The sequence below is a fragment of the Sorangium sp. So ce295 genome, assembly GCF_051527405.1.
In the GTDB taxonomy this organism is placed as follows: Bacteria; Myxococcota_A; Polyangia; order Polyangiales; family Polyangiaceae; genus Sorangium; species Sorangium cellulosum_B.
Map to the genome: position 1 here is coordinate 4,987,145 of NZ_CP150324.1, position 23,769 is coordinate 5,010,913.

The window sequence follows — 23,769 nt, forward strand, 5'->3', positions numbered from 1 at the left end:
CCGAGGTTGTTGCCCTGGCGAGCACAGGCCTGAGCAACGAGCGCGCCAGGCGGTCGCGCGCCGGGATCCAGGGCTTCTGCGCGGCGTCCGGTCCTCGCGGTGACCTCGACGGTCACGATCCTGTGACCGCATCGGTCACAAACCGTTCCCCCGCCGGGGCGGGGACCGCGTCGGCCGGGCCTGATCGGCGGCTCAGCGCGCCGGTCAGCGCCCCGTCAGCGCTGGATTGCGGTCCCGGTACGCCGCTTGCGAGGATGCGCCCCTCGATGGCTCCGCCTCCCGCTCCGCAGCGCCCGTATCGACTCCGCCGCCGGCTGCTCCTGGTCATCAGCCTCCTCGTCGCCCTGGTCGTCGTGAGCGGCGTCGCCACCGTGCTCACGGGCCTCGCGTCCCGCAGCGCGATCCTGGAGGCCCACGACCTCGAGGTGGCCTCCCGCCGGGCTGCGCTCCTCAGCGTCACCGCGCGCGAGCAGTACATCCACGAGGCCCACACGATCATCCTGCGCGACCGCTCCCACGTCGCGCACCACGACGTCTGGGTGAGCGAGCTCGGCGCGAAGCTCGCCGAGCTGCGGCCCGGCCTCGACGCCGAGGCGGCCACGAAGCTGGACGACATCGAGAAGGCGAGCCGCGAGCTCAGCCAGCTCTTCTCCACAACCATCCTCCCCGCCATCGATCGGCAGGACTCGCACGAGGTCCACCACGCGCACGACCGCGCGAACGCCCTCGTCGACCGGATGACGCAACATGCGGACAGCCTGGCGCGTCACTTCGACGAGCGCGCCGTGGCCGCTGAGCGCCGGGCTGAGCAGTTCATCCGGTTCGCTTTGATCCTCGCGACGGCCGTCTGCGCGCTCGCCGCGGCGCTCGCCTTGATCGCCGGGCGCAGGCTCTGGCGCTCTTTCTCCACCCCGCTCTCCTCGCTCGAGCGCGTCGCCGGGCGCGTCACCGCTGGAGATCGCAGCGCCCGCGTCGAGCCGGTGGCGGCCGTGGAGCTCGTGGCGGTCGCCGACGCGTTCAACCGCATGCTGGACGCGCTGTCGCGCACCGAAGCCGAGCTGGTCGCCTCGGAGCGGCTGGCGGCGGTCGGCCGCGTCGCCGCGGGCGTCGCGCACGAGATCAACAACCCCATCGCCGTGATCCGCGGCTACGTGAAGACGATGGCGAAGGAGGCGGAGAAGCCCGAGCTCCGCGAGGAGCTCTCGATCCTCGACGAGGAAGCGGCGGCCTGCCAGCGGATCGCGGAGGAGCTGCTCACGTACGCGCGCTCTCCGATCCTCTCGCCGCGCCCTGTGCAGGCCGAGGAGCTCCTCAGGGACGCTGCCTCGCACTGCGACGGCGGGCCGGGGCGGCGCGACGAAGGCCCGCTCGTGGACGCCGAGCCGTCCTTCATCAACGTGGATCCGCTCCGCATCCGGCAGGTCATCGTCAACCTCGTGACCAACGCGCGCGAGGCGACCTCTGGACCCTCGGAACGTGATGAGATCCTCGTGCGCGGAAGGCGGCAGGACGATGGCTACCGGATCGAGGTCCTGGACCGGGGAGCCGGTGTTCCCGAGGAGGCGCGCGAGCGGCTCTTCGAGCCGTTCTTCACGACCCGCCGCGACGGCACCGGCCTCGGCCTCGCGGTCTGCTATGGTCTGGTGACCGCGCACGGCGGGACCATCCGGGCGGAGCCCAGGCCGGGAGGCGGGTCCCAGTTCGTGATCGACTTGCCGGGCGTCCTCATCGAGGAAGCAAGGGAGAGCCAGGAGCGCGCATGAAGCCGACAGTGCTCGTCGTCGACGACAAGGCGAACATGCTGGCGCTGCTCTCCAAGGTGCTCGGCAAGAGCGCCAAGGTCCTGACGGCGCGGGGCGTGCGAACGGCGCTCCAGATCCTTGAAACCGAGCCGGTCACAACCGTCGTCTGCGATCTGCGCATGAACGACGGGGACGGGCTGGAGGTGCTCCGGGCAGTGCGCGCGCGCTGGCCCGGAGTGCCCTTCATCCTGATGACCGCGTATGCGTCGGTCCCGACCGCGGTCCAGGCCATGCGCGAGGGCGCCTATGATTACGTGACGAAGCCGTTCGACCCGGACGAGCTGCGCGCGCTGGTCGAGCGGGCCATGGCGCAGGCCGTGGTGCTGAAGGGCGAGCAGGAGACGCCGGACGCACAGGGCTTTGCGGGCATGACGGGGCGTTCGCCCGCGATGCGGGCGCTCTACCAGCTCATCGAGCGCGTGGCGCCGACGGACGCGACAGTGCTCATCCTCGGCGAGACAGGCACCGGGAAGGAGCTCGTGGCGCGCGCCATCCATGAGCACTCGTCCCGCGCGTCGCACCGCCCCATCGCCGTCAATTGCGCGGCCATCCCCCGTTCGCTCATCGAGAGCGAGCTCTTCGGCCACGCGCGCGGCTCGTTCACGGGCGCGGCCACGGATCGAGCGGGGCTCTTCGAGGAGGCGCACGGGAGCACGCTGTTCCTCGACGAGATCGGCGAGCTCAGGCCGACGGTCCAGGCGAAGCTCACGCGCGTGCTCGAGGAGCGGGCGGTGCGGCGCATCGGCGAGTCGCGCGAGCGCAAGGTGGATGTGCGGCTCATCAGCGCAACGCACCGCGACCTCCGGGCCATGGTCAAGACGGGCGCCCTCCGCGAGGACCTGTGGTTCCGGCTCAACGTCTGCGTCGTCGAGCTGCCCCCGCTGCGCGAGCGCGCGGAGGACATCCCGCACCTGGCGCAGCGGTTTCTCGCCGAGCGAGCGCCGCAGTCGCGCTCGTCCGCGACCGGGTTCTCGGCGGCGGCGATGAGCGCGCTCCAGATGTACCGGTGGCCTGGCAACGTGCGGGAGCTCAAGAGCGCCGTCGAGCGGGCGCTGGTCATCGAGACGACGAGCGAGATCCGCCTCGAGTCGCTGCCGTCCGAGGTGCAGGGGGCGAGCCCGCTCCGGCTCACGAGCTCGAGCGACGTGGACCTCGCTCAGCTCTCGTACCGGGAGGCGGTCGACGCGTCGCGCGAGGAGATGAACCGGCGCTACCTGGAGGCCGTGATGCGCCGCTTTCGCGGCGACGTGCTGAAGGCCGCGGCCCACGCGGGCGTCGAGCGGGAGAGCTTCTACCGGCTCCTCCGCCGCTGCGGCCTCTCCGCCGACGACTTCCGCGAGGAGCGCCGGGGCACGGACGGTTCGAAGAACTGAGCGGGGCATTCACCGCGAAAACATGGGCGAGCCGGCGCCTCGAACGCCGGAGACCCATTGACGTGCTCGCCCGCCATCGCGGGCGTCATTGGGCACCGCCTGCTGCGGGAGCGCCGGGCGGCCGCGCGAAGCGACGAGCGGCGCCCGCGGGGTGCTCGGGATGTAAGAAGTCCGAACCGCGAACGTCGGCGGGGGAGGGAGACGACATGAACCACGGGCATCACCACGACCACGGCCACCCTCACGAGCACGGCCGCCCTGCTCCTGCCGACCTGGACCGAGCGCAGACGAAGGATCCGGTCCGCGGGATGGCCCTGGAGCCGCACGATCCGGCTCAGGCGACGCGCGTCGAGTACGTCTGCCCGATGCACCCCGAGGTCGTCCGCACGGAGCCGGGCTCCTGCCCGATCTGCGGGATGGCCCTCGAGCCGCGCACGGTGACGCTCGAGGACGCGCCGAGCCCGGAGCTGGCGGACATGTCCCGGCGCTTCTGGATCAGCGTCCCGCCGAGCCTCGTTGTCCTCGTGCTGGGGATGTCCGAGATGATCCCGGGCCAGCCGGTGCAGCTGCTCCTCGACCGATGGCTCGTCTGGATCGAGCTCGCCCTCGCCACGCCCGTGGTGCTCTGGTGCGGCGCTCCGTTCTTCGAGCGCGGCTGGGCCTCGATCAGGACTCGGCACCTCAACATGTTCACCCTGATCGCCCTCGGCACGGGCACCGCCTACGCGTACAGCGTCGTGGCCACGCTGGCGCCCGGCGTCTTCCCCCACTCGGTCCGCCACGGCGGAGCGGTCCCGGTCTACTTCGAGGCGGCCAGCGTCATCGTCTCGCTCGTGCTGCTCGGCCAGGTCCTCGAGCTCCGCGCCCGCAGCCGGACGAGCAGCGCGCTCAAGGCGCTCCTCGGCCTCGCCCCCAAGACCGCCAGGCGCATCGGCGCGGGCGGCCGCGAAGAGGACGTCTCTCTCGAGCTCGTGCAGCCAGGCGACCGGCTGCGCGTGCGGCCGGGGGAGAAGGTGCCTGTCGACGGCGAGGTCCTCGAGGGGAGCAGCGCGGTCGACGAGTCGATGGTCACGGGCGAGCCCATCCCGGTCGAGAAGACGCCCGGCGCCCGCGTGGTCGGCGGCACCGTCAACGGCACGGGCGGCTTCGTGATGCGGGCCGATCGTGTCGGGCGCGACACCCTGCTCGCCCGGATCGTCCAGATGGTGGGCGAGGCCCAGCGCAGCCGCGCCCCCATCCAGCGCCTCGCGGATGCCGTCGCCGCGTACTTCGTGCCCGCCGTGATCGCGATCGCGGCGCTGACCTTCGTGGTCTGGCTGCTCGTCGGGCCGGAGCCCAGGCTCTCCCACGCGCTCGTCAACGCGGTGGCCGTGCTCATCATCGCGTGCCCGTGCGCGCTCGGCCTCGCCACGCCCATCTCGATCATGGTCGGGACGGGGCGCGGCGCGACGGCCGGTATCCTGATCAAGAACGCCGAGGCGCTCGAGACCTTCGAGAAGGTCGACACCCTCGTGGTCGACAAGACTGGCACCCTCACCGAGGGCAAGCCGAAGCTCGCCTCCGTGGCGACGCTGGGCGACCTCCCGACGAACGAGATCCTCAGGCTCGCGGCGAGCCTGGAGCGCGGGAGCGAGCACCCGCTCGCGAGCGCGATCGTCGCCGGGGCCCTCGAGCAGGAGCTCGAGCTCCTGCCGGCAGAAGGGTTCCGGTCGATCACGGGCAAGGGCGTGGTGGGCACGGTGGCCGGGCGCTCGGTCGCGCTCGGCAACCTCAAGCTCTTCGAGGAGCTCGGTATCCCGCCGGATGATCTCCCGCGCCGAGCCGAGGAGCGCCGTCAAGAAGGCCAGACGGCGATGCTCGTGGCGGTGGACGGCAAGGCGGCCGGCATCGTCGGCGTGGCCGACCCGGTGCGCGCCTCGACCGGCGAGGCCGTCCGTCTCCTCCGCGAGGAGGGCATCCACCTGATCATGCTCACCGGCGACAGCCGCACGACGGCGGAGGCGGTCGCCCGGAAGCTCGGCATCGAGCACGTCGAGGCCGAGGTGTTGCCCGATCAGAAGGCCGCGGTCGTGAAGCGCCTCCAGGCCGAACGCCGTATCGTGGCGATGACGGGCGACGGTATCAACGACGCGCCCGCGCTCGCGCAGGCGCACGTCGGCGTCGCCATGGGCACCGGGACCGACGTCGCCATCGAGAGCGCCGGGATCACGCTCGTGCGCGGCGACCTCCGCGGGCTGCTGCGCGCGCGGAAGCTGAGCCGGGCGACGATGCGCAACATCCGACAGAACCTGTTCTTTGCGTTCGTCTACAACGCGCTCGGCGTGCCGGTCGCGGCGGGCGTCCTCTATCCCGTCCTCGGGCTGCTGCTCAGCCCGATGCTCGCCAGCGCAGCGATGAGCCTGAGCTCGGTGTCCGTCATCGGCAACGCCCTCCGGCTGCGCCGGGTCGACCTCTGATCGAAGGCGCGAAGAGGTCAGCGTCGGAACGGCAGGGCCAGCACCTTCCAGAACTGCTGCGACGGCGGATAGCCCGCGGAGGGGTCGACCCCCAGGCGGCGCGGGGCCGCGTCCGGCCGGTACACGAACGTCCCGAAGACCAGATCCCACAGCGGAAGTACGGTCCCGAAGTTCCGGGCCTCGTCGATGTCGGCGCTGTGATGATAGCGGTGCAGCTCGGTGCCGATGAACACGTAATTCAGGAATCCGGCGCGGATGTCGACGTTGAAGTGCGAGATCATCGTCTGCAGATCGATGAGCAACATCACCGCGAAGACGGCCTGCGGCGACAGCCCCAAGAACAGCAGGGTCGACTGGATCAGCACCGCCGAGATGAGCGCGTTGAGGGGGTGAAACACGCCGTGCATCACCACGTAGACGCGATCCGGAAGGTGATGCGCCAGGTGGATCTTCCACAAGAAGCGCCCCAGGGCTCCGTTGCCTTCGTGGCTGAGGCGATGGAACCAGTACTGCAGCAGCTCGAAGACCACAAGGAAGACACCCACGCTGAGGGGCACGGAGGCGCTGGCGAGCGGGCCCTGATGCCGCTCGCTGAGCCACAGGGCCAGCGTGCCAAAGCCGGTCCGCACCACCGCGATGGTGACGCCGGAGGCCAGCAGGTACTTGAGGTCGCGCCAGAAGCTCTGGCGGGTCATGCCCCAGTCCGGCGACAGCGGCAGCAGGCGCTCGACGGTGATGAGAAAGACGATCAGGCCGAGGAGGTAGCCCCACAGGGCGCGGCTCAGGTCCCAGCCCTGCGTCACGGCGGCGTAGATGATGTACAAGGTCACCGCCAGCAGCAGCGGGTACAGCAGGCGGCTCGTCATCCAGATCAGCGTTCCTCGCATGGGATGGATGCTGAGGTCGGGCGCCTCTTCTACCCAGCGACACGGACCGCGGATTGAACGTTAATGAACAAGAGCTCGAAAAAGTCCGGAAACGAGGACAGGGACAGGGGCGGCGACAGGGCGCGGGCCGCCGGCAAGATCGCGGATCGGCGCGTGCAGGATCGGCGCGTGCAGAAGACCCGGAAGCTGCTCTCGGACGCCCTGGTCGCGCTGATCCTGGAGAAGGGCTATGACGAGGTGTCGATCCAGGACATCATCGATCGGGCCAACGTCGGGCGGTCCACGTTCTACGCGCACTACGAGAACAAGGAGCAGCTGCTGCTGTTCGGACACGAGCACCTGCGGGCGCTGTTCCTGCGGGATGCGGGACGTCCGCTCGACTTGCTGCCGTTTTACCGCCACCTCGCCGAGATGCACGAGCTGGTGCGCAAGCTCCTGTCCGCGGAGAAGAGCGAGCGGGTGCTGACGCGCTCCCTGGAGGACATCCTGCAGGGCAGCATCTGCCGTCTGTACGCTCCGCGGATGGCGCCGGAGGAGGGGGCCCTGTTCATGCTCCGCTGCGAGGCGGCGGCGGCGGCGCTGGTGCGGCTGATGACGAGCTGGGTCCACAAGGGAATGCCGTGCTCACCGGAGCGGATGGCGGAGGAGAGCATGGCGCTGCTGCAGCGGGTCCTCGCGGACGAGCGGGCCGCGGCGAGCGGACGGACGCGGAAGGAGTGAGGCGCGACCGCGCCAGCACGTCGCCTTGCCGGTGAGCGGACGCATCGAACGTCACCCGTCGCGGCGGAGCTCATCAAGGCTCGCCATACAGCGTCGCCGCCCCGGCCTCGTCGAGCCAGGTCAGCACGTAGTCTCCCCCGTTGGTGCCCTCGCACCGGCTCTCCGCGTTGTAGTGCATCACCGACCGCGGATCATAAGGCGTGAGCGCCCGCCAGCCGGGACGCTCTGTGCAGGCGCCGTTGCCCTCCGGCCGGGCGTGCTCGTGCCGGAAGCCGAGGACGTGCCCGAGCTCGTGCCGGAGGACCCCGGTCAGGGTCTTCGAGGCGGAGCGAGCGATGTTCTCTAGATCGATGAAGACCTGGTGATACCCCCGCGCGACCATGCTCGGAAGGAAAGCTCTCCCGTTGTACGTGGTGCCGCTGGCGGGGACCACCTCGAACAGCGCGGGATGCTCCTCGTAGTACTCGCAGGCCTCGTCGTGGTCGGGCTCGTAGACGAAGCGGACGGCGGCGGCGCTCGCCCAGGCGGACCCGGCCGACAGCGTCGCGGCGACCACCGCGTCATGATCGTCGCCGAAGCGCGGAGAGACGCAATACGTCAGGTTCATCTTCTGCTCGTCGCTCCAGCGGTCATCGCTCCCGTCGCCGCGCTTGTTGACGATGAGCGCCCCCGGTTGCCGGCGCTCGGCGGAGAGATCCTTCAGGGTCACGTCGTCGTGAACGCCGATGTCGCCGTCGACGAGATAAGCGCCGTCGTTCGGATCGCGCGGGAGGCTGGCCTTCCATTCATCGAAGCTCTGGTAAGTATCACCGACGGGCTCGCCCGCATCGGACGACGGGTCGACGACGCAACCCGCCGCGAGGACGGAGGAGACGAACAAAAGGAGGAGAGAGCCGTGAATGGATGGAGGGATGAACATGGTGGGCTCCTTACGCGGGCCGATCCGAGTCAACACCCCATGACTGCGCAAGCGCCATGCCAGGGCTTCAAGGCCGCCGGGAGGACGGAAGTTCCCGCGCCAGGCTCGATCGCCCCGGTGAAGGAGCGAAGCGGCCGCCTCGTTGTGCGTTCCAGGGCCACAGACGCTCCTCGTGCGGCATCAGTTCTCGTCCATCGAAGCGCGGCTCCGGTGATCGGCCAGCGTGTCGGCCGGGAAGTAGACGAGGCGGTGGACCAGGTGGGCGTCGAGGAAGCCACCGACGAGCACCCAAGCGAGCCGTGCAGGGCCGACAGCGCTGCGTAAAATCGTTCCATTCAGCGCCGCCCCGCGCGGCGCCCAGGCCGGTCTCAGGGCACGCTCTGGTGCCCCGCGCCGGCTGCCCCGCCCGGCCGCATCTGCGCGACCTGCTGACACGCGGCGGCGCAGCGGCGGCATTCGTCGGCGCAGGCCTTCATCTGCGCGTCACCCGCGAACTTGTCACAGCTCTGGGCGCAGAGCTCGCAGATGCTCGCGCACGCGGCCGTGACCTGGCTGTGTTGGTGCGAGCCGCGCATCAGGAACGTCGCGGTCGTCTCGCAGATCTTGGCGCAATCCTGCATGAGCTGCATGTGGGAAGGCTCCGCGTGCGAGCCTCCCATATGGAGGCAGTGCTGGATCGTCTGGACGCAGATCGACTCGCAGCTCTGGGCGTGGCTGGCCGTGCTCACGAAAGCCGTGCTCAGAGTGAACCCCTTGTGGGCCATGTGTCCCTCCCTTGTTCCGATGATGTTTCTCGATGCCTCGTGAGCTCGTCTCGCGCGCGCACGGGATGAGTCCGACGGGCAGGGCGAGAGACTTGTCGAATTCACCAGGCTCGTCATGTCGGAGCGCTCCGCATTCGCGGCTCGGATGGAGGCTGAACCAGCGCCGGCGCGGCGCGTGCGTCGTGCCATTCCGCTCGCCCATGCGTCTGGGCTGCTCACAGGGCGATGCTTGGAACAGATCTGGGCGGATGGGATTCGAGAGGGGTGATGGGATCGATGTGACCTGCACGGTCACTTTCATCTATCCGAACGACCAGGCTGTCGCCATCCGCGGCCGGTGCGCTGGCGCGAGCACGCGGCTCGCGCCCGCTGGAGGGGCTCGCTCGCCGTGAGCCAGGGACCGCTTCCGTCCGCTGCTCACTTCTTCGGTGCGACGGCGATGGTGCCCTTGATCATCCCCATGCCGCACTCGAACTGCAGCTCACCTGCCTTCAGCTCGGGGAGGTCGATGGTCACCGGCTGTCCGGTCGGCAGCTCCTTGCGGATGCCGAGGCTCGGGAAGACGACCTCCCTGGTGCAGCCGCCGCTGTCGTGACGGACGAGCCTGAGCTGCAGGCGCTCCCCCTCGACCGCGGCGATCTTGTCGGGCACGAAGGCGCCGTGGACCATGATCTCGACCACGCGCGGGGCCTTCTGTGGCTCGGCGCTCGCGGGCTGCGAGCTGCCGAGCACGGAGGCGACCGAGGTGATGCCGAGCGCGATCGAGAGAATTGCGTGCGTGATCTTCATGAGAGGATCTCCTGTGAGGTTCTGGGTGGAAGACGCGCGGGCCTCCGCCGCATTACGGTCGAGCGCCGATTTCAGCTCGCGTGCCGGAACCGGCGGAGCCGGAGGGAGCTGAGGAGCACCGAGACGCTCGACAGGCTCATGGCCGCGCTCGCCAGGACCGGCGACAGGAGCCAGCCGGTCAGCGGGTAGAGCGCGCCGGCGGCGATCGGGATGCCGACCACGTTGTAGATGAACGCCCAGAAGAGGTTCTGGCGGATGGTCCGCAGCGTCGCGCGCGAGAGCCCGAGCGCCGTGGGCAGGGAGGCGATGCCGCCACGGAGCAGCGCCACGTCGGCCGCGGCGACCGCGATGTCCGTGCCGCTCGCGACCGCGATCCCCACGTGGGCGCCGGCGAGGGCGGGCGCGTCGTTGATGCCGTCGCCGACCATGGCGACGATGCGCCCGCGCTCCCGCTCCTCGCGCACGATGCGCGCCTTGTCCTCGGGGCGGACCTCGGCGAAGACCTCGTCAATCCCCAGCTGCTGCGCCACCGCGCGCGCCGTCGCCTCGCGGTCCCCAGTCACCATGGCGACGCGCACGCCGAGCTGGTGCAGCGCGGCGACGGCCTCCTTGGCTTCGGGGGTCGGCAGGTCGGCGACGGCGACCAGGCCGGCGAGGCGACCCTCGACGGCGACGAACGACGGGGTGTTTCCGTGCCGGGCGAGGCCCTGGGCGAGCTCCTCGAGCGGCGTGGCGTCGATCCCGAGCTCGGCGAGGTACCGGGCCGTGCCGATGCGCACTTCCCGGCCGTCGATGCGGGCGACCACGCCGCGTCCGGCGTCGGCGCGGAAGTCCTCGGGCGCGGAGAGCGGGAGGTTGCGGGCGCGCGCGCCCTCGACCAGCGCCTTCGCGACCGGGTGCTCGCTGCCGAGCTCCGCTGACCCGACGAGGCGCAGGAGCTCGTCCTCGGAGACCGCGGCCAGCGCCTTCACGGCCGCGAGCTGCGGCCGCCCCGCCGTGAGCGTGCCCGTCTTGTCGACGAGGACGGTATCGACGCGGCTGGCCGCCTCGAGCGCCGTACCGCCCTTCACGAGCACGCCGAGCTCGGCGCCGCGCCCGGTGCCCACGGCCACGGCTGCAGGCGTCGCGAGGCCCAGGGCGCAAGGGCAGGCGATCACGAGGACGGCGACGAACCGCTCGACCGCGGCAGCGAACCCCGCCGCGCTCGGATCCATCGCGACCCAGGCGACGAACGCGAGCGTGGCGATGCCGAGGACCACCGGGACGAAGATGCCGCTCACGGTATCGGCGAGGCGCGCGATCGGCGCCTTCGAGCCCTGCGCCTGCTCGACCGCCTCGACGATGTGGGCGAGCGCGGTGTCGGCGCCGGTCTTCGTGATCCGCACCGTGAGCTGCCCGCTCTGGTTCAGCGTGCCGCCGAACACAGGCGCTCCGGCGCTCTTGTCGACGGGGAGGCTCTCGCCCGTGAGCATCGACTCATCGATGGCCGAGGTGCCGGAGACGACCTCGCCGTCGCTCGGCATCCGCTCTCCCGGCCGAACGCGGACGAGGTCGCCGGGCGAGAGATCCGCGGCCGGGATCTCCTCCTCCACGTCGCCGCGCAGGCGCCGCGCCGTCCTGGGCTGGAGCGCGATGAGCCCACGCACCGCGTCGGTGAGGCGCTTGCGGGCGCGCGTCTCGAGGAGCTTGCCGAGCAGGACGAAGCTGATGATGGCCCCGGCGGCCTCGAAGTAGACATGGGGCCGCATGCCGTGCTCGGCGTGGGGAAAGAGCTGCGGGGCGACGACGGCGATCGCGGAGTAGACCCATGCGGCGCCGGTCCCGAGGGCCACGAGCGTGTTCATGTCGGCCGCCCGGTGCCGCAGCGCGGCCCAGGCGAGCCGGAAGAACCTGCGGCCGGGACAGACGACCACCGCGGTCGCGAGGGCGAGCTGGACGAACCGGCCGATCGTGCCGTCCGCGCCCGGGATGCGGCCGTGCGACATCCCGAGGACGAGCAGCGGTACGGACAGGACGAGCGAGATCACGAAGTCCCGCCGGAGGACGCGCCGCTCGCCGTCGAGGCTCTCCTCGGCGGCGGCTGCCCGGCCGGCAGGAGCAAGGGGGGTGCTGCCGGGCGCGGCGCTGCGCTCCGGGACGCTGTAGCCCGCGCCCTCGATGGCGGCGACGAGGGTCCTGGTGGACGCGGCCGACGGATCGAACGTGGCTGTGGCCGTGCGGGTCACAAGGTTGATCTTCGCGTCGCTGACGCCTGGGATCGCGAGCAAGGCCCGCTCGATGCGCCGGACGCAGGCGGCGCAGGTCATGCCCTCCACGGGCAGATCGACGTGGCAGATGGCGCCCTCGTCGGTGTCCTGGGGGGCGGGAATGGAGACGGATGCGGTCGACATGATCACCTCTTTGTCGACCGGCGCAGACGCGGGGCCACCCCGCGGATTACGGCGAGAGCGCTGGAGCTCGCTGCGCAGCTGGCTGCGCGGCCGGCATGTCCGGGGCACCGAGGGCTTCGCTCGGCGCCCCCGACGAACGTGGCGGCTCCTGCGGTGTAATGAACCAATGATGGCCGCGTCTTCGGGGATGAGCGGCCCGTGGGTCGCCGAAAGGAAGACGTCATGAAAGAGACCCTGCTCCAGGTGGACGAGATGAGCTGCCCGTCCTGCATTCGCCACATCGACAGCGCGCTTCGCGAGCTCGGCGGCGGCGTGGCCAGGGTCGACGTGCGCCTGCGCGAGGGCATCGTCGTGGTGCAGCACGATCCGGCGAGCGCGCCCGTGGACGCCCTCGTCGAGGCCGTGCGCGGGGCCGGTTACGACGTGCGCCCCCGCGCCGCCTGAACGCCCGCAGAGCCCGGGGCTCGTGGCCCGACCTGGGTGACTGGGTGACCAGCTGCCGTCGTCGACCCGCCGAGGGCTCCAGGCTCCAGTCCCTCCGGCTGTGACACCGTGGTGCTAGAACCACGTCTCCCAGCGGCCGCTGTCGATCTCGGCCGCGTGCACCGTCGCGGAGATGCGGTCGCGCTCGCCCGGGAACGGCTGTATCTGGTGCAGGCGGTAGCTGTCGATGACCAGCGCGCCGCCAGAGCTGTAGCCGGCGACGAGGCTCCTCGCGGAGAGCGCCTCGTCGCCCGGGTCGTCTCGCCCGTCGTAGAGGACGTCCCACAGCTTGAGCCCGCCGTCCGCGTCGGGGAGCTCAAGCATCACGACGACCGTGATCGCGCGGAGCCGGCGGGCAAGGTGGTAGTCCGAGAGCCCCTCCGTATCGAAGTGGATGACGCCGCCTTCACGCGCGACCTTCTCCCCCGCAGGGAAGATGTGGACGCCTGGCCCGCAGAAGCCGCGCCGGGGCTGCGCGAGCCCGCCGGTGAGCGCCGCGACGAGCTCCCGCATCCGGCGCTGGAGCCCGGGGAGGTGGCGCTCGACGCGGGCGTCGGAGGCCGCCGCGTCGGCGAAATAGACCCGGGAGCGCCCCTGCTCCAGGTGCGTGTAGAAGGCGCGCCCGAGCGAGAACTGCTCGCCTCCGAAGTCGGCAGTCCACTCGGCGCGGGCCGCGTGGACGCCCGCGACGAGCGCGGCGCGCTCCGCCTCGGAGAACACGCGCGGGACCTCCAGCGCGAAGTGGCGATCGAGCGCGTCGACCGGCCGGGGCGTCGCGCGCGGGGACGCGGGAGAGGGAGAGGACGATGCGGGAGGGGGATCGAGCCGCAGTACGGAGGCGCGGCGCGCGGTCGGCATGGCCAAACCACCGTTAGCACCGCGCGAGGCGGCCAGCCAAGCAGCGGCGCGCCGGCCGCAGGCGGCGACGCGCCGGCCGCGCGGCGAGGCCCGGAACCCCAGCGGTTTTTCCCGCGCGAGCCCCCGGATCCGGGGTAGAGTGCCGCCGCGGAAGCACCTTTTTGCGAGCGAGGACAGCGATGGTGTCGGGCAGGCGAGGGGAGAAGCGGCAGGAGCAGCAGGCGTTTGCGCTCAAGGGCACGATGCCTGCGATCACGATGCTCTGTCTGAAGACGGCGAATGTCTCGGCCGTCGAGCGTCAGCTCGCCGACCACATCTCGCAGATGCCGCACTTCTTCCTGCACCTGCCGATCCTGCTCGACCTCGCGGAGCTCGGCGACGAGCCCGTCGATCTCGGCGCCCTCGCCGGGCTGCTGAGGAAGCACAACCTCGTGCCCATCGCCGTGCGCAACCCGACGGACGCCCAGCGCGAGCGGGCCGTCGCCGCCGGCCTCGGCGTGCTGCGGACGCCGCTCACGCGATCGTCACGCCAGGCCGGGCCGGCCGAGGGGAGCACCCCCACGCCGGGGCCCGTGGCGGTGGGGCCCGCGCCGGACCGCGGCGCGCCAGGGGCCGCCGCGGCGGCGCCCGCCCGCCGCCCGAGGGACGCTGCGCCGCCGCCGGACGCGGCCGGGGAGCCGCCGCCGGCGGGGCTCACCGTGCGGCAGCCGGTGCGCAGCGGGCAGGTCATCTACGTGCCGCACGGCGACCTCGTGGTCCTGTCGCCGGTCAGCTCGGGCGCGGAGCTCATCGCGAACGACAACATCCATGTCTATGCGCCGCTCCGCGGCCGCGCCATGGCCGGCGCCCACAACAACGCGGACGCGAGCATCTTCTGCATGAGCCTCGAGGCGGAGTTCGTCTCGATCGCCGGCCGCTACCTCATGGCCGACGAGATCCCCGACGAGCACCGCGGCAAGCCCGCCCGCATCTCGGTGCAGAACGATGGGCTCGTGATCACACGTCTCTAGAGCGACGGTCACCCGCTTCGGAGACGGGCCCACCTCGGCGTTTTCGGTGCTCAGCGCACCGGAGTGCGCTTGTGCGCCGAAAACGCCGATCTGGGCCCGTCTCCTGTGCGGGAGACCGCCGCTCTGCTCTGCACGGTGCAGAGGTGTGCGGAAACCGCTGTAAGGCGCGTCACCTGGGCCGGAGCTCGGTCAGGACGAGCAGGTACTCCGGCGGGTTGTTCGGCGTCAGCTTCGCGTACGGGTTCTCCATCGTCGGGAAGCCGGTGAACCGCTTCGTGCTGTATTCGCCCCACGACGGGTTGTTGAAGAGCGGGATCACCGGCGCGGCCTGGACGAAGATCATCTGCAGCCCGTCCAGGATGCGCTTCTGATCGGCAGGGGACGTCGCGGACTCGAACGCGTGGAACAGCACGTCGGCCTCCCTGGCGCCGAAACGGTGCCAGTTGCGCGGCGCCACCTCGCCGAGCGGCTTCACGAGATCTGCGCTCATCAGATCGCGGTAGAAATTGTACGGCGTGGGCTCGACGCTGGTCCAGCCCATCGACAGATCGAACAGGCCCTTCTGCAGCGCCGCGTAAAACGCGCTGAAGTCGTAGGTCTTCATCGACGCGGCGATGCCCACGCTCTCCAGGTTCTGCGTGATGATCTGGACCGCGCGGACCCAGTCGGACCAGCCGCTGACGACGTTGATCTCGAAGCGCATCGGCTTGCCGAGCCTCGTCCGGATGCCGTCCGCGCCCCTCGGATAGCCCGCCTCGTCGAGGATCTGGTTCGCCCGCTGCGGATCGAACTTCACCCAGTCGCCCGCCTCCACCGCCTTCTCGCTGCGAAACCGCTCGTAGGAGTCGTCCAGCCCCGTCGCGTCCGCGCCATGGGTGTAGTTGTCCGCGGCGAGCTTGACGATCTGGTCGCGGTCGATCGCCATGCTGATGGCCTTGCGCACGCGCACGTCGTCGAACGGCTTCTTCGTGGCGTTCGGGTACAGCGTGGCGGTGCCCCCGACGAGCGGGAACCAGTAATGATGATTGGCCGGATCCCTGGCGACGAAGACCCGCTCGATGTCCGGCACGAACGCGCCCGCCCAGTCGATCTCGCCGTTGACGAGCGCCAGGGTGACCTGGTCGTTGCTCGGATACGCCGGGAAGCGCAGCCCGTCGACCGCCGGCTTGCCCTCCTGCCAGTAGTGCGGGTTCTTGCCGAGCTCGTACACCTGGTTCTGGAAGACCTTCACCTCGGTGAAGGGCCCTGTCGCCACGGGGTTCTCGTTCGCGAACGTGACCGGATCGACGACGTCCTTCCACACGTGCTCCGGCACGATCGGCTGGTGGCCGATGTAGCTGAGCCCGGGGACATAGGGCCGCCGCAGCGTGAACTCGACGGTGGTGTCGTCGATCGCCGTCACGGCGCCGAGGAACCGCCACACCCCGGCGAGATCGAGCGCCGCGTGCTTCTTGATGAGCGCGAACGTGAACGCGACGTCCCTCGCCGTGAACGCCTGTCCGTCCGACCACTTGACGCCGGAGCGGGTCGTGAAGGTGAGCTTCTTGTTCGCGTCGCTCCACGCGTAGCTCGTCGCGAGCCACGGCGTGTAGTCGCTCCGCATCGTGTTGTAGACGAGCAGCGGCTCGTAGATGCCGGCGACCGTCGGGAAGCGCACGCTGCCCTCGGGGAGCAGGGGGTTGAAGTTGCGCACCCAGGTGGCCTGCTGCTCCCTCGCGATCGTGACCATCGCGGCCCGCTTCGTCGGGGGCTGCTGCGCGGAGGCGGCCGCCGCCGCCTGCGCCGACCCCCCCGGCGCCGCCGCCCGCTCCGGCGCGGCGGACGGGTTCTCGGTGCCATTCTTCGAACGACAGCCCGCCGCGGCGAAGGTGGACAGCAGCAGCGCCGACAGGACGAACGCGCGGCGCGGCATGGTTCGACTCATCCCAGACATCCACCTCTCCACGCGGGCGATCTCGACCCCCCGCGACGCTCCGTTCCCGTGACCACTCCAGCGACGACGCCCGGCCCTCGCCGAGGCACCCATGCACGACGCTCGCCCCCGTGAACCATCGGACCAGGTGTCGCCGCGCTCGCACTGTATCGGCGCATGTGAGCACATGTCAACTCGACCGGCCCGCGCCCGATTTCTGGATCTCCTCGCGCCCTCCCGCGAAACTGGCGGCGGCTCGGGGCCCCGACCGGGCGCAAGAGGAGGCTCCGCCGCCCGGAGCCCCTTCCAAGGAGCCGACCGTGACCACCCCCGCCTCACGAACCTTCGTCGACCTGAGCCACGACGTCGAGCACGGCATGACGACGTACAAGGGGATTCCGGCGCCCGTCGTCTGCGATTTCCTCTCGCGCGAGCAGTCCCGCGGCGTTTACGCGGAAGGCGTCGAATTCCACATCGGCCGAATCGACATGGTCGCCAACACGGGCACCTACGTGGACAGCCCGTTTCATCGCTATGCGAACGGCAAGGATCTCGCCGGCTTGCCGCTCGAATCGCTGGCCGATCTGGAGAGCGTGGTGGTCGAGGCGCGGGGCCGGTCCGGGAGGGCGATCGACGCCGACGCCTTCGACGGGCTCGATCTCGCCGGGAAGGCCGTCCTCGTGCGGACGGGCTGGAGCGAACACTGGCGCACAGACCGCTATTTCGAAGGACACCCGTACCTCACGCGGGACGCGGCGCGGCTCCTGGCCGGCGCAGGCGCCGTGTTCGTCGGCGTCGACACCTACAATATCGACGACACGGCCGATCCCGCGCGGCCAGTCCACTCCCTCCTGCTCGGAGCGGATATCCCCATCTGCGAGCACATGACGGGGCTCGACAAGCTCCCCGCCGCCGGGGCCCGCCTCTTCGCCGTCCCGGTGAAGGTCCGCGCCTTCGGCACGTTCCCGGTCCGGGCGTTCGCCATCCTGTGAGCCGCGCAGGCCGCTTGGCGGAAGCGCGGTGAGTCGCGGGCTTGGCTTGCCGGGCGCGGCGGCGCGGCGCCGCGGTGTCCGCAGCCGGCTCAGGCTCCGTCGAGCGGGAAGAGCTGCAGGTTCACGGCGACGACGCGCTCGGGCGGCCGCGACTCCGCGATCACCGCGCGCATGTTCTGGAAATAGCTCACGTGGAGCTCGGAGAGCTTCTCGAGGTCGGCCGCGGAGACCGTGAAGACGTTGAACGAGAAGCGCCCCTCGGCCTTGCGCGTGAGCCGCGCCAGCCCGACGCCGGCCCAGAAGCACTTGAGCCGGTGCTCCGCGTCCGGGTCCGGGCGCGTGTCCACCGTCCGGATCGGCGCGACGATCCACCGCCCGCGGCTCCTCCGGATCTGGCCGGCCTCCGCGAGCCGATCCAGGCAGCGCGCCTCGTCCTCGACGGGGAACCCGAGCCGCCGCGCGATCCACCCCGGCTCGTGGCGCCGTAGCGCCCGGTAGGCCGGCAGCTCCAGCGCGAGCAGGACGGCGGGGAGCAGCGGCTCCTCGTAGACGGCGCGGCGCTGGGCCTCGAGCGTGCGCCACGCCGCGCTCGCCGCCGGGAGCGCCGCCGGGTCGGTGAAGAGCGCCACGAAATCGAGCAGGCGCAGCGAGCAGGCCTCGACCATCCGCAGGAAGTCCGGGAGCCGCGGCTCGGCCTCGCCCGAGAGCCAGCGCGCGACCGCGTAGCGGCTCCTGCCCGCGCGCCGCGCCACGTCGACGATGGGCGACATGGAGCGCATCTCCGAGAGGAGCGCCGCGACGCCCTCCGCCGACGCAGGATCGGTGCGCGCGAGCCATGCGGGCAGCGACGGGAAGAAGCGCTTCACCGCCCCCGCGACGTCGACCCCCGCGCGCCGCGCGGCGACGAGGAAGGTGGCCGCCGTCGGCCAGCGCCTTCCGGACTCCCACGTGTAGACGACGTTGGTGCGGAAGCCGAGCCGGCGGCTGAAGGCGAGCTGCGAGCGCCGGCCGCGCAGGGCGCGGATCAGCTCTTTTGCAAGGGATTCATGGTCCACGTACCGCAGATTCGCACATGTGAAGGCCATTTTGCCCTATGGAATGTGCGAAGCTGACCTGGCGTCGCGCCGACCGCGAACGCAAGGTACGCCGCAGGAGGTCGTGAACATGCGCGAGCGGCGTTGGCTTACTTGGGTGATCGTGTCGGCGACGAGCGTCGGGCTCTTCGGGTGCGTCGATGGCGCGGGCGGCGGGCCGCAGGGCGGCCAGATCGGCGGAGTCCACGTCGCGGAGGGCGGGTGCGACGAGGAGAAAGAGGACATCGGCGAAGACGACGTCTCCCCGCTGGGCTTCTCGGCGCGAGCGGCGCTCACGGCGATCTCCGGAGAGCGCTCCGTCCCGCTCACATGGGCGAAGGGCGGCAGCACGACGGCGACCGTCTCCGTGGGCGAGCTCGTCGCCGCGCGCTTCGTGCGATCGACGGTGGCAGAGGGCGATTCGAGCGGCGAGGAGCCGGCGCTCGCCGTGGATTGCGCGGATCACCTGCAGATCGACGTCCCGCTGGCCTTCTCGACCGAGGACGGCGCGTTTGACGAGTCGTTCGCGGTCACGCTCAGGGTGCCGCAGGTCGACGCTGCCAGCTTCTTTTACAAGATCGATGTCTCCGCGCTCCAGGGCTCGTACGAGGTCACCGAGGTCGATCCCGCGGAGTTCAAGGCCGTCACCGTGCACCTGAGCGGCGCGCTGAGCAGCGGCGCGGTCTCCGGCACGATCAGCGGGATGGCCGAGAGCCACCCGACCGGGAGCGGGCCGGACGGGTCGGTCTCCGGGAAGCCGTTCGGCGTGGCGCAGTTCTGAGCGCGAAGCCTCGGGATCCATGGTCCATGTATCGCAGATTCGCACATAGATAGGCCATTTTGCCCTATGGAATGTGCGAAGCTGACCTGGCATCGCGCCGGCGACGAACGCAAGGTAGGCCACAGGAGGTCGTGAACATGCGCGAGCGGCGTTGGCTTTCTTGGGTCGTCGCGGCGGTGACGAGCGTCGGGCTCTTCGGCTGCGTCGACGAAGTAGATCGAGGTCCATCGGACAACACGCCACAGGGCGGCCAGATCGGGGGGGTCTTCCGGGGGTGCGAGAAGGAGGCGGAGGACATCGGCGCCGACGACGTCTCGCCGCTGGGCTTCTCGGCGCGGGACGTCGCCTCCGCCGTCTCCGGAGAGCGCTCCGTTTCGCTCCTGTGGAGGGGAGATGAAAGCACGACCGCGACGTTCTCCGTGGGCGAGCTCGTCGCCGCGCGTCTCGTGCGATCCACGGAGCCCGATCTGGGCGAATCGAGCGGCAGCACGGAGCTGTACCCCTCGGCCTGCTCCGATTACGTCCAGGTGGATGTTACGCTGGCCTTCTCGACCGAGGACGGCGTGTTCGACGAGTCGCTCGTGGTCGAGCTCCGCGCCTTTGAGCCCGACGTTGCCGACTTCGTGCACTGGTTCGACCTCGCCGCGCTCCAGGGCTCGTACGAGGTCACCGAGATCGATCCTGCGGAGTTCCAGAAGGTCAGCGTCCACCTGTACGGCAAGCTGAGCCCCGGCGCGATCGAGGGCTCGATCAGCGGGAGGGGCGACGGCTACCCGATCGGTGGCAGGCCGGAAGGCTCGATCTACTCGGGCTACACGGAGCTGTTCGACGTGGCAGAGTTCTGAGCGCGAAGCCACGGTCGCGGGCAGCCACCTGCGGTGGAGCATGGCTGTCCCTGATCATGTGCATCAGGCGCGGCCGCGGCGCGTTACTCCAGCTCGTCCCCCGCCGCTGCCTTCGCGGAGTTGATGTAACGCCTGACGCCGGCGACGGCGAGCGCGGCGCTCGCGCCGAGGATCTCGACCCCGCCATGGCCGCTCAGCGTGAGATCCAGCCCGCGGTCGCTCGGCGCGAGCGCGAGCGAGACAAGCGTCGGCGAACTGCCGAGCGCGCCGAAGCTCGCCGCCACAGGGCCCTCGAGCATTCCTGCGAACGCCTGACGGTCGATGTACAGCTGCAGATGCGAGGCGCCCTTCGCGAGCGCCCGGGCCTCGGCGAACGACGGGGTCGCGGCCAGCGATTCCTTGTCCTTCCCGAAGCGCGCGGCGACCTGGGCGAGGTACCTGCGGTCGCCCGCGCCGATCAGGATGAACCCGGGCCGGGTCTCGGCCCTCAGCTCGTTGCCGTCCTCGAGATCTTGCGCGAGCGACCCAGGCTTGGCCCTGAGCTTCTTCGATGTCCCCTTCATGTGCGCGGCGACCGCGCCGAACACCTTCTTTTGCGCTGCCTCATCCGCGGTCGCCAGCGCGATCAGCACGGCGCTGTGCCTGAGCGCCTCGGCGCGCCTTTCGCCTGCGAGGCCGAGCTTGTGCTTCGGATCGCGGTAGATCCCGACCGCGGCCGCGCCGCCGAGCGCCCTGTCCACATCGCCGAGCTCGAGCCCTACCTCGGCGAGCGCGGCCGCGGCCGACGCCGCGGTGGGCTCGCCGGCGAGCCGGTCGAAGGCGCCGAGGACGTCGCTCACCGTCTTTCCGGGCGACCGCTGAAGGGACAGCCCGAACGTCACAATCGCCCCCTGGGGCAGCTTCGCCACGGCGGCATGGTCCGTCGCCGCGAGCACCGTGCCGAGCGCGGGAACGTCCGGTCCGTAAAGCTCGAGCTCCACGCGGAGCCCGGGCGCGTCCTGGCTGATGGGAAGGGCGATGAGGAGCCGCGAGCCGGGCTCGGGGCCGGTCGCGCCGCCGCCTTGCAGCCTGTGGAGGTCGATCGCGAGCCAGGGATCCTTCGCGCGCTCGGCCTGGAAGAGCGCGGACGTCTTGAACGACGGCTCGCGCTGCCCCGCGACACGCAGGGCCCTCGACAGCGGCTCCGGCCGGGCGCAGACGACGGCGACCCGTGCCTCGGCGAGCCACGCGCCGTGGGCGATCACGTCGTCCTCGTCGCCTCGGAGCGCGAACCTGCCCTCGCCGGCCTCGCGCGGCAGCTCCTTCAGCAGCCGCTCGACCGGGGCTCCGTCGCGGAATCGCGCCGCCACGCAGCCGCGCTCGACGAGCGCCCCCAGGGAATCGCGCGGAGCCGCCTCGCCCCCGACGAACACCGTGGCGCCGTCGAACGATGCCATCAGATCTCGGGCGAGCTCAGGGCTCAGGCCGGGCTGGCGCGCCAGGACCCCCGTGATCTCCGCGAGGAGCTCCTCCCGGAGGACCGGCGCAGCGCCGGCGAGGAGCTCGCCGGCCTGCGGGACGCTCGCTACAAGCACCGCGTCGCCGGGGATGACGTCGACGAGCGACTCCACGCTTCGCGGCAGCTCGGGGCCGGCCGGCGGCGCCGTTGCCGCGAGCGCCGGGGCCGCGGCCGAGCGCGGCGGCGTCGCCGCGGGGGGCCCTCCGCAGGACGCGAGCGCGACCAGCCCGGCCACGGTGACAAGTCTGGGAAACGCCAGGCGCATGGACAGGGGGGTTCTCCTCATGGATGTGCGCTGTGGTACACCCGACCGGCGCAGGCGTCTCCGCCAAAGCGCCTGAGCGGCCGGGAAGCGCGTGCCCCGGTGGCCACGCGCGCCCTGCCAATCGCCGGCGATCCAGGGCCGTCCCAGGAGAGAGGGCCGCCCTGACGCGTCAGCGGCGCAGCTGTGCGCGGACTTCCATCAGGATGATGCCCAGCATGTTCCGCCCGCTCCCGTCGCCGCCGTCGGCCCAGTAGGCGTCGTTCGCTGTGTGCTCGACAAGCTCCGCGTCCCCGGTGTCGAGCAGGGCGCGCCGGAGATCCTCGTGCTGGGTGAACTTCGCCAGCACCACCTCGCGCATGACATCGTCTTTGACCTGCTCCCAGTCGGGGCGCAGGGGGCGGCTCCGTTGCCGGCCCATGCGGGCCGCCTCGCCGGGGCCGGGGGCGTTGCGGATCGCCTCCTCGTGCTCGGTGCCGGGGAACTTCTGGGCCTGGAAGTAGTGCTCGCTCGTGGGCCACAGCTTGCCTTTGAGCGTGACCGGGTGGCGCGAGAAGTTGGAGAAGCACCCGTGAGCGTCGCCGGAGCGATAGAAGCGGATGACGGTCATGAGCCCAGTCTACCCCACGGCCCCCGCGGCGCCGGGGTGGAACCTCGCCGCGAGCCCGTCGCCGTCACGGTCCACCGCGCCGCTACTGGATCGAGCCGATCCGGTCGAGGAAGTCGTTGTAGGCGTCGACCCGATCCGCGGGGACCACGTCGACGCCGAGGTTGACCCGGTGCTCGTCGGGCATCTGGTTCTCGTCGATCATCAGCGGACTGAGGATCTGCTTCGTCGCTTCGAGGCCGAGGTGCTGGATGCCATAGAGAATGTAGGGCACGAGGTAACCCTCGTAGTACTGCCGCTGGACGACCGTCGCCTTGATGAGTTTCTTCTGCATGTATTCGGCGGTCTTCGGATCGAAGTCGAACGCGACGATGGGGATCTCCGGCCTGCCGGCGGCCTCTGCGGCCAGCACGCAGCGATACGAGATGTTGAAGACGCCGATCATGCCCACGACGGGCGGGTCCGCGTTCAGGATCAGGCTCTTCAACTGATCGACGTCAACGCCTTCCTGGCCGTTGATGAAGACGGCCTGGACCACCTGCGTCGTGAGGCCGGCCGCCCCGAGCGCCTCCAGGGCGCCGAACGTTCGCTGGGACCCGTCGTACCACTGCGTCGACGCGTCGCCGTGGACCAGCACCGTGCCTGGCCCTCTCGGTATCATCTTTATCAGGGTCTCCGCCGTCAACTTGCCGGCGGATTTCGGTGTGGCCCCGACGTAGAGCGTGCGCCCCGAGTCCTTCAGGTCGGTGTCGAACGTCACCACGTTGAGCTGCGCCGCCACGGCTAACTTGATGGAGGCCTCGTTGAAAGAATCGTAGGGCGACACGCCGATGCCCTGGGCGCCATCCTCTATCGCGTTCGCGATCTGTTGATTCTGGAGGTTCTGCGACTCCGTGCCGCTGTCCGTGCCCGTCTGGTTGCTGGGGCCGAGCACGTTCCCCACGGCCTCGAGCTCCCCCATGGCTCGGTTCGCGCCGGTGGCGATCGGCTCGAAGAAGGTGGAGAGGTGCTTCAGCAGGACCACCATCTGAATCGGCTTGAGCCCGTTCTGGTTGATCGCGCCGATGAGGTGGTCGACCGTCGCCTCGATCTCCTGTGGTATGAACTCGGTAACCGGGAGCCGTTCTCGCCTGATCTGCAGGACCTCCTCGGTCGGCTTGTCCGACCAGGGGGCGTCCTCTGCCGCGCACGCCGCCGTCATCAGCATGAGCCCGAGGGCCGTCGTCCAGCATCGTCCTGTCATCTTCATGACATTCCCTCCTCGGCGGCCGGCGAGCACGATGCCGAGTTCTGGGACGCGAGTCCCACAAGCATCCTGGTTTCCATACAGCGCAGCCGACATCGGCGA

20 protein-coding genes are annotated in these 23,769 nt (G+C 70.6%); 9 read left to right on the top strand and 11 right to left on the bottom strand.

Going from position 1 to position 23,769, the window contains the following annotated elements:
• Positions 1–266: 266 nt before the first annotated feature.
• The 3 genes from WMF11_RS18845 (at position 267) to WMF11_RS18855 (ending at position 5,631) form a co-directional block, all read left to right on the top strand.
• Positions 267–1,763, top strand: a complete 1,497-nt coding sequence (locus WMF11_RS18845; protein ID WP_437978441.1) for a sensor histidine kinase — start codon at positions 267–269, stop codon at positions 1,761–1,763.
• Positions 1,760–3,175 (top strand): sigma-54-dependent transcriptional regulator, encoded by a 1,416-nt coding sequence (locus WMF11_RS18850; protein ID WP_437909759.1) that lies wholly within the window; start codon positions 1,760–1,762, stop codon positions 3,173–3,175. The genes WMF11_RS18845 and WMF11_RS18850 overlap by 4 nt, the downstream gene beginning before the upstream one ends.
• Positions 3,176–3,381: 206 nt before the next feature.
• The gene (locus tag WMF11_RS18855) at positions 3,382–5,631 is read left to right on the top strand and encodes a copper-transporting P-type ATPase (protein ID WP_437978442.1); all 2,250 of its coding nucleotides are present in this window, start codon (positions 3,382–3,384) and stop codon (positions 5,629–5,631) included.
• A gap of 17 nt (positions 5,632–5,648) precedes the next feature.
• Here WMF11_RS18855 and WMF11_RS18860 read toward each other — a convergent pair whose 3' ends face one another.
• Entirely contained in the window at positions 5,649–6,518 is an 870-nt protein-coding gene (locus WMF11_RS18860; protein WP_437909761.1) for a sterol desaturase family protein, read from the bottom strand.
• A gap of 63 nt (positions 6,519–6,581) precedes the next feature.
• Here WMF11_RS18860 and WMF11_RS18865 point away from each other — a divergent pair, with 63 nt between their 5' ends.
• Positions 6,582–7,238 (top strand): TetR/AcrR family transcriptional regulator, encoded by a 657-nt coding sequence (locus tag WMF11_RS18865; RefSeq protein WP_437978443.1) that lies wholly within the window; start codon positions 6,582–6,584, stop codon positions 7,236–7,238.
• A gap of 73 nt (positions 7,239–7,311) precedes the next feature.
• Here WMF11_RS18865 and WMF11_RS18870 read toward each other — a convergent pair whose 3' ends face one another.
• The 4 genes from WMF11_RS18870 to WMF11_RS18885 form a co-directional block, all read right to left on the bottom strand.
• Positions 7,312–8,157: a hypothetical protein gene (locus WMF11_RS18870; RefSeq protein ID WP_437978444.1), complete on the bottom strand. Its 846-nt coding sequence runs from the start codon at positions 8,155–8,157 to the stop codon at positions 7,312–7,314.
• A 368-nt stretch (positions 8,158–8,525) separates the two neighbouring features.
• The gene (locus WMF11_RS18875) at positions 8,526–8,921 is read right to left on the bottom strand and encodes a four-helix bundle copper-binding protein (protein ID WP_437978445.1); all 396 of its coding nucleotides are present in this window, start codon (positions 8,919–8,921) and stop codon (positions 8,526–8,528) included.
• A 417-nt stretch (positions 8,922–9,338) separates the two neighbouring features.
• The gene (locus WMF11_RS18880; RefSeq protein WP_437978446.1) at positions 9,339–9,710 is read right to left on the bottom strand and encodes a cupredoxin domain-containing protein; all 372 of its coding nucleotides are present in this window, start codon (positions 9,708–9,710) and stop codon (positions 9,339–9,341) included.
• Between the two features lie 71 nt (positions 9,711–9,781).
• Positions 9,782–12,100: a heavy metal translocating P-type ATPase gene (locus WMF11_RS18885; RefSeq protein ID WP_437978447.1), complete on the bottom strand. Its 2,319-nt coding sequence runs from the start codon at positions 12,098–12,100 to the stop codon at positions 9,782–9,784.
• A 222-nt stretch (positions 12,101–12,322) separates the two neighbouring features.
• Between WMF11_RS18885 and WMF11_RS18890 the strand changes: the two genes are divergently transcribed.
• Positions 12,323–12,544: a heavy-metal-associated domain-containing protein gene (locus tag WMF11_RS18890; protein ID WP_437978448.1), complete on the top strand. Its 222-nt coding sequence runs from the start codon at positions 12,323–12,325 to the stop codon at positions 12,542–12,544.
• A gap of 114 nt (positions 12,545–12,658) precedes the next feature.
• On the opposite strand, the gene WMF11_RS18895 is transcribed toward WMF11_RS18890, so the two are convergent.
• Entirely contained in the window at positions 12,659–13,441 is a 783-nt protein-coding gene (locus tag WMF11_RS18895; RefSeq protein WP_437909782.1) for a hypothetical protein, read from the bottom strand.
• 179 nt (positions 13,442–13,620) lie between these two features.
• On the opposite strand from WMF11_RS18895, the gene minC reads away from it, so the two are divergent.
• The gene (gene minC, locus WMF11_RS18900) at positions 13,621–14,451 is read left to right on the top strand and encodes a septum site-determining protein MinC (RefSeq protein ID WP_437978449.1); all 831 of its coding nucleotides are present in this window, start codon (positions 13,621–13,623) and stop codon (positions 14,449–14,451) included.
• 169 nt (positions 14,452–14,620) lie between these two features.
• On the opposite strand, the gene WMF11_RS18905 is transcribed toward minC, so the two are convergent.
• Positions 14,621–16,363, bottom strand: a complete 1,743-nt coding sequence (locus WMF11_RS18905; RefSeq protein ID WP_437979322.1) for an ABC transporter substrate-binding protein — start codon at positions 16,361–16,363, stop codon at positions 14,621–14,623.
• A gap of 320 nt (positions 16,364–16,683) precedes the next feature.
• Between WMF11_RS18905 and WMF11_RS18910 the strand changes: the two genes are divergently transcribed.
• The gene (locus tag WMF11_RS18910) at positions 16,684–17,355 is read left to right on the top strand and encodes a cyclase family protein (protein WP_437978450.1); all 672 of its coding nucleotides are present in this window, start codon (positions 16,684–16,686) and stop codon (positions 17,353–17,355) included.
• An 89-nt stretch (positions 17,356–17,444) separates the two neighbouring features.
• Here the strand turns inward: WMF11_RS18910 and WMF11_RS18915 are convergent, their stop codons facing one another.
• The gene (locus WMF11_RS18915; protein ID WP_437978451.1) at positions 17,445–18,410 is read right to left on the bottom strand and encodes a DUF4423 domain-containing protein; all 966 of its coding nucleotides are present in this window, start codon (positions 18,408–18,410) and stop codon (positions 17,445–17,447) included.
• Between the two features lie 109 nt (positions 18,411–18,519).
• Between WMF11_RS18915 and WMF11_RS18920 the strand changes: the two genes are divergently transcribed.
• Both WMF11_RS18920 and WMF11_RS18925 read left to right on the top strand, forming a co-directional pair.
• Positions 18,520–19,209, top strand: coding sequence for a hypothetical protein (locus tag WMF11_RS18920; RefSeq protein ID WP_437978452.1), 690 nt, complete (start codon positions 18,520–18,522; stop codon positions 19,207–19,209).
• 137 nt (positions 19,210–19,346) lie between these two features.
• Entirely contained in the window at positions 19,347–20,054 is a 708-nt protein-coding gene (locus WMF11_RS18925; protein ID WP_437978453.1) for a hypothetical protein, read from the top strand.
• A gap of 83 nt (positions 20,055–20,137) precedes the next feature.
• Here the strand turns inward: WMF11_RS18925 and WMF11_RS18930 are convergent, their stop codons facing one another.
• The 3 genes from WMF11_RS18930 to WMF11_RS18940 form a co-directional block, all read right to left on the bottom strand.
• On the bottom strand, positions 20,138–21,838 hold the full coding sequence (locus WMF11_RS18930) for a hypothetical protein (RefSeq protein ID WP_437978454.1): 1,701 nt from the start codon (positions 21,836–21,838) through the stop codon (positions 20,138–20,140).
• 148 nt (positions 21,839–21,986) lie between these two features.
• Positions 21,987–22,424 (bottom strand): NADAR family protein, encoded by a 438-nt coding sequence (locus WMF11_RS18935; protein ID WP_437978455.1) that lies wholly within the window; start codon positions 22,422–22,424, stop codon positions 21,987–21,989.
• Positions 22,425–22,506: 82 nt separating this feature from the next.
• Positions 22,507–23,670, bottom strand: coding sequence for a sugar ABC transporter substrate-binding protein (locus tag WMF11_RS18940; RefSeq protein ID WP_437978456.1), 1,164 nt, complete (start codon positions 23,668–23,670; stop codon positions 22,507–22,509).
• Positions 23,671–23,769: the final 99 nt, after the last annotated feature.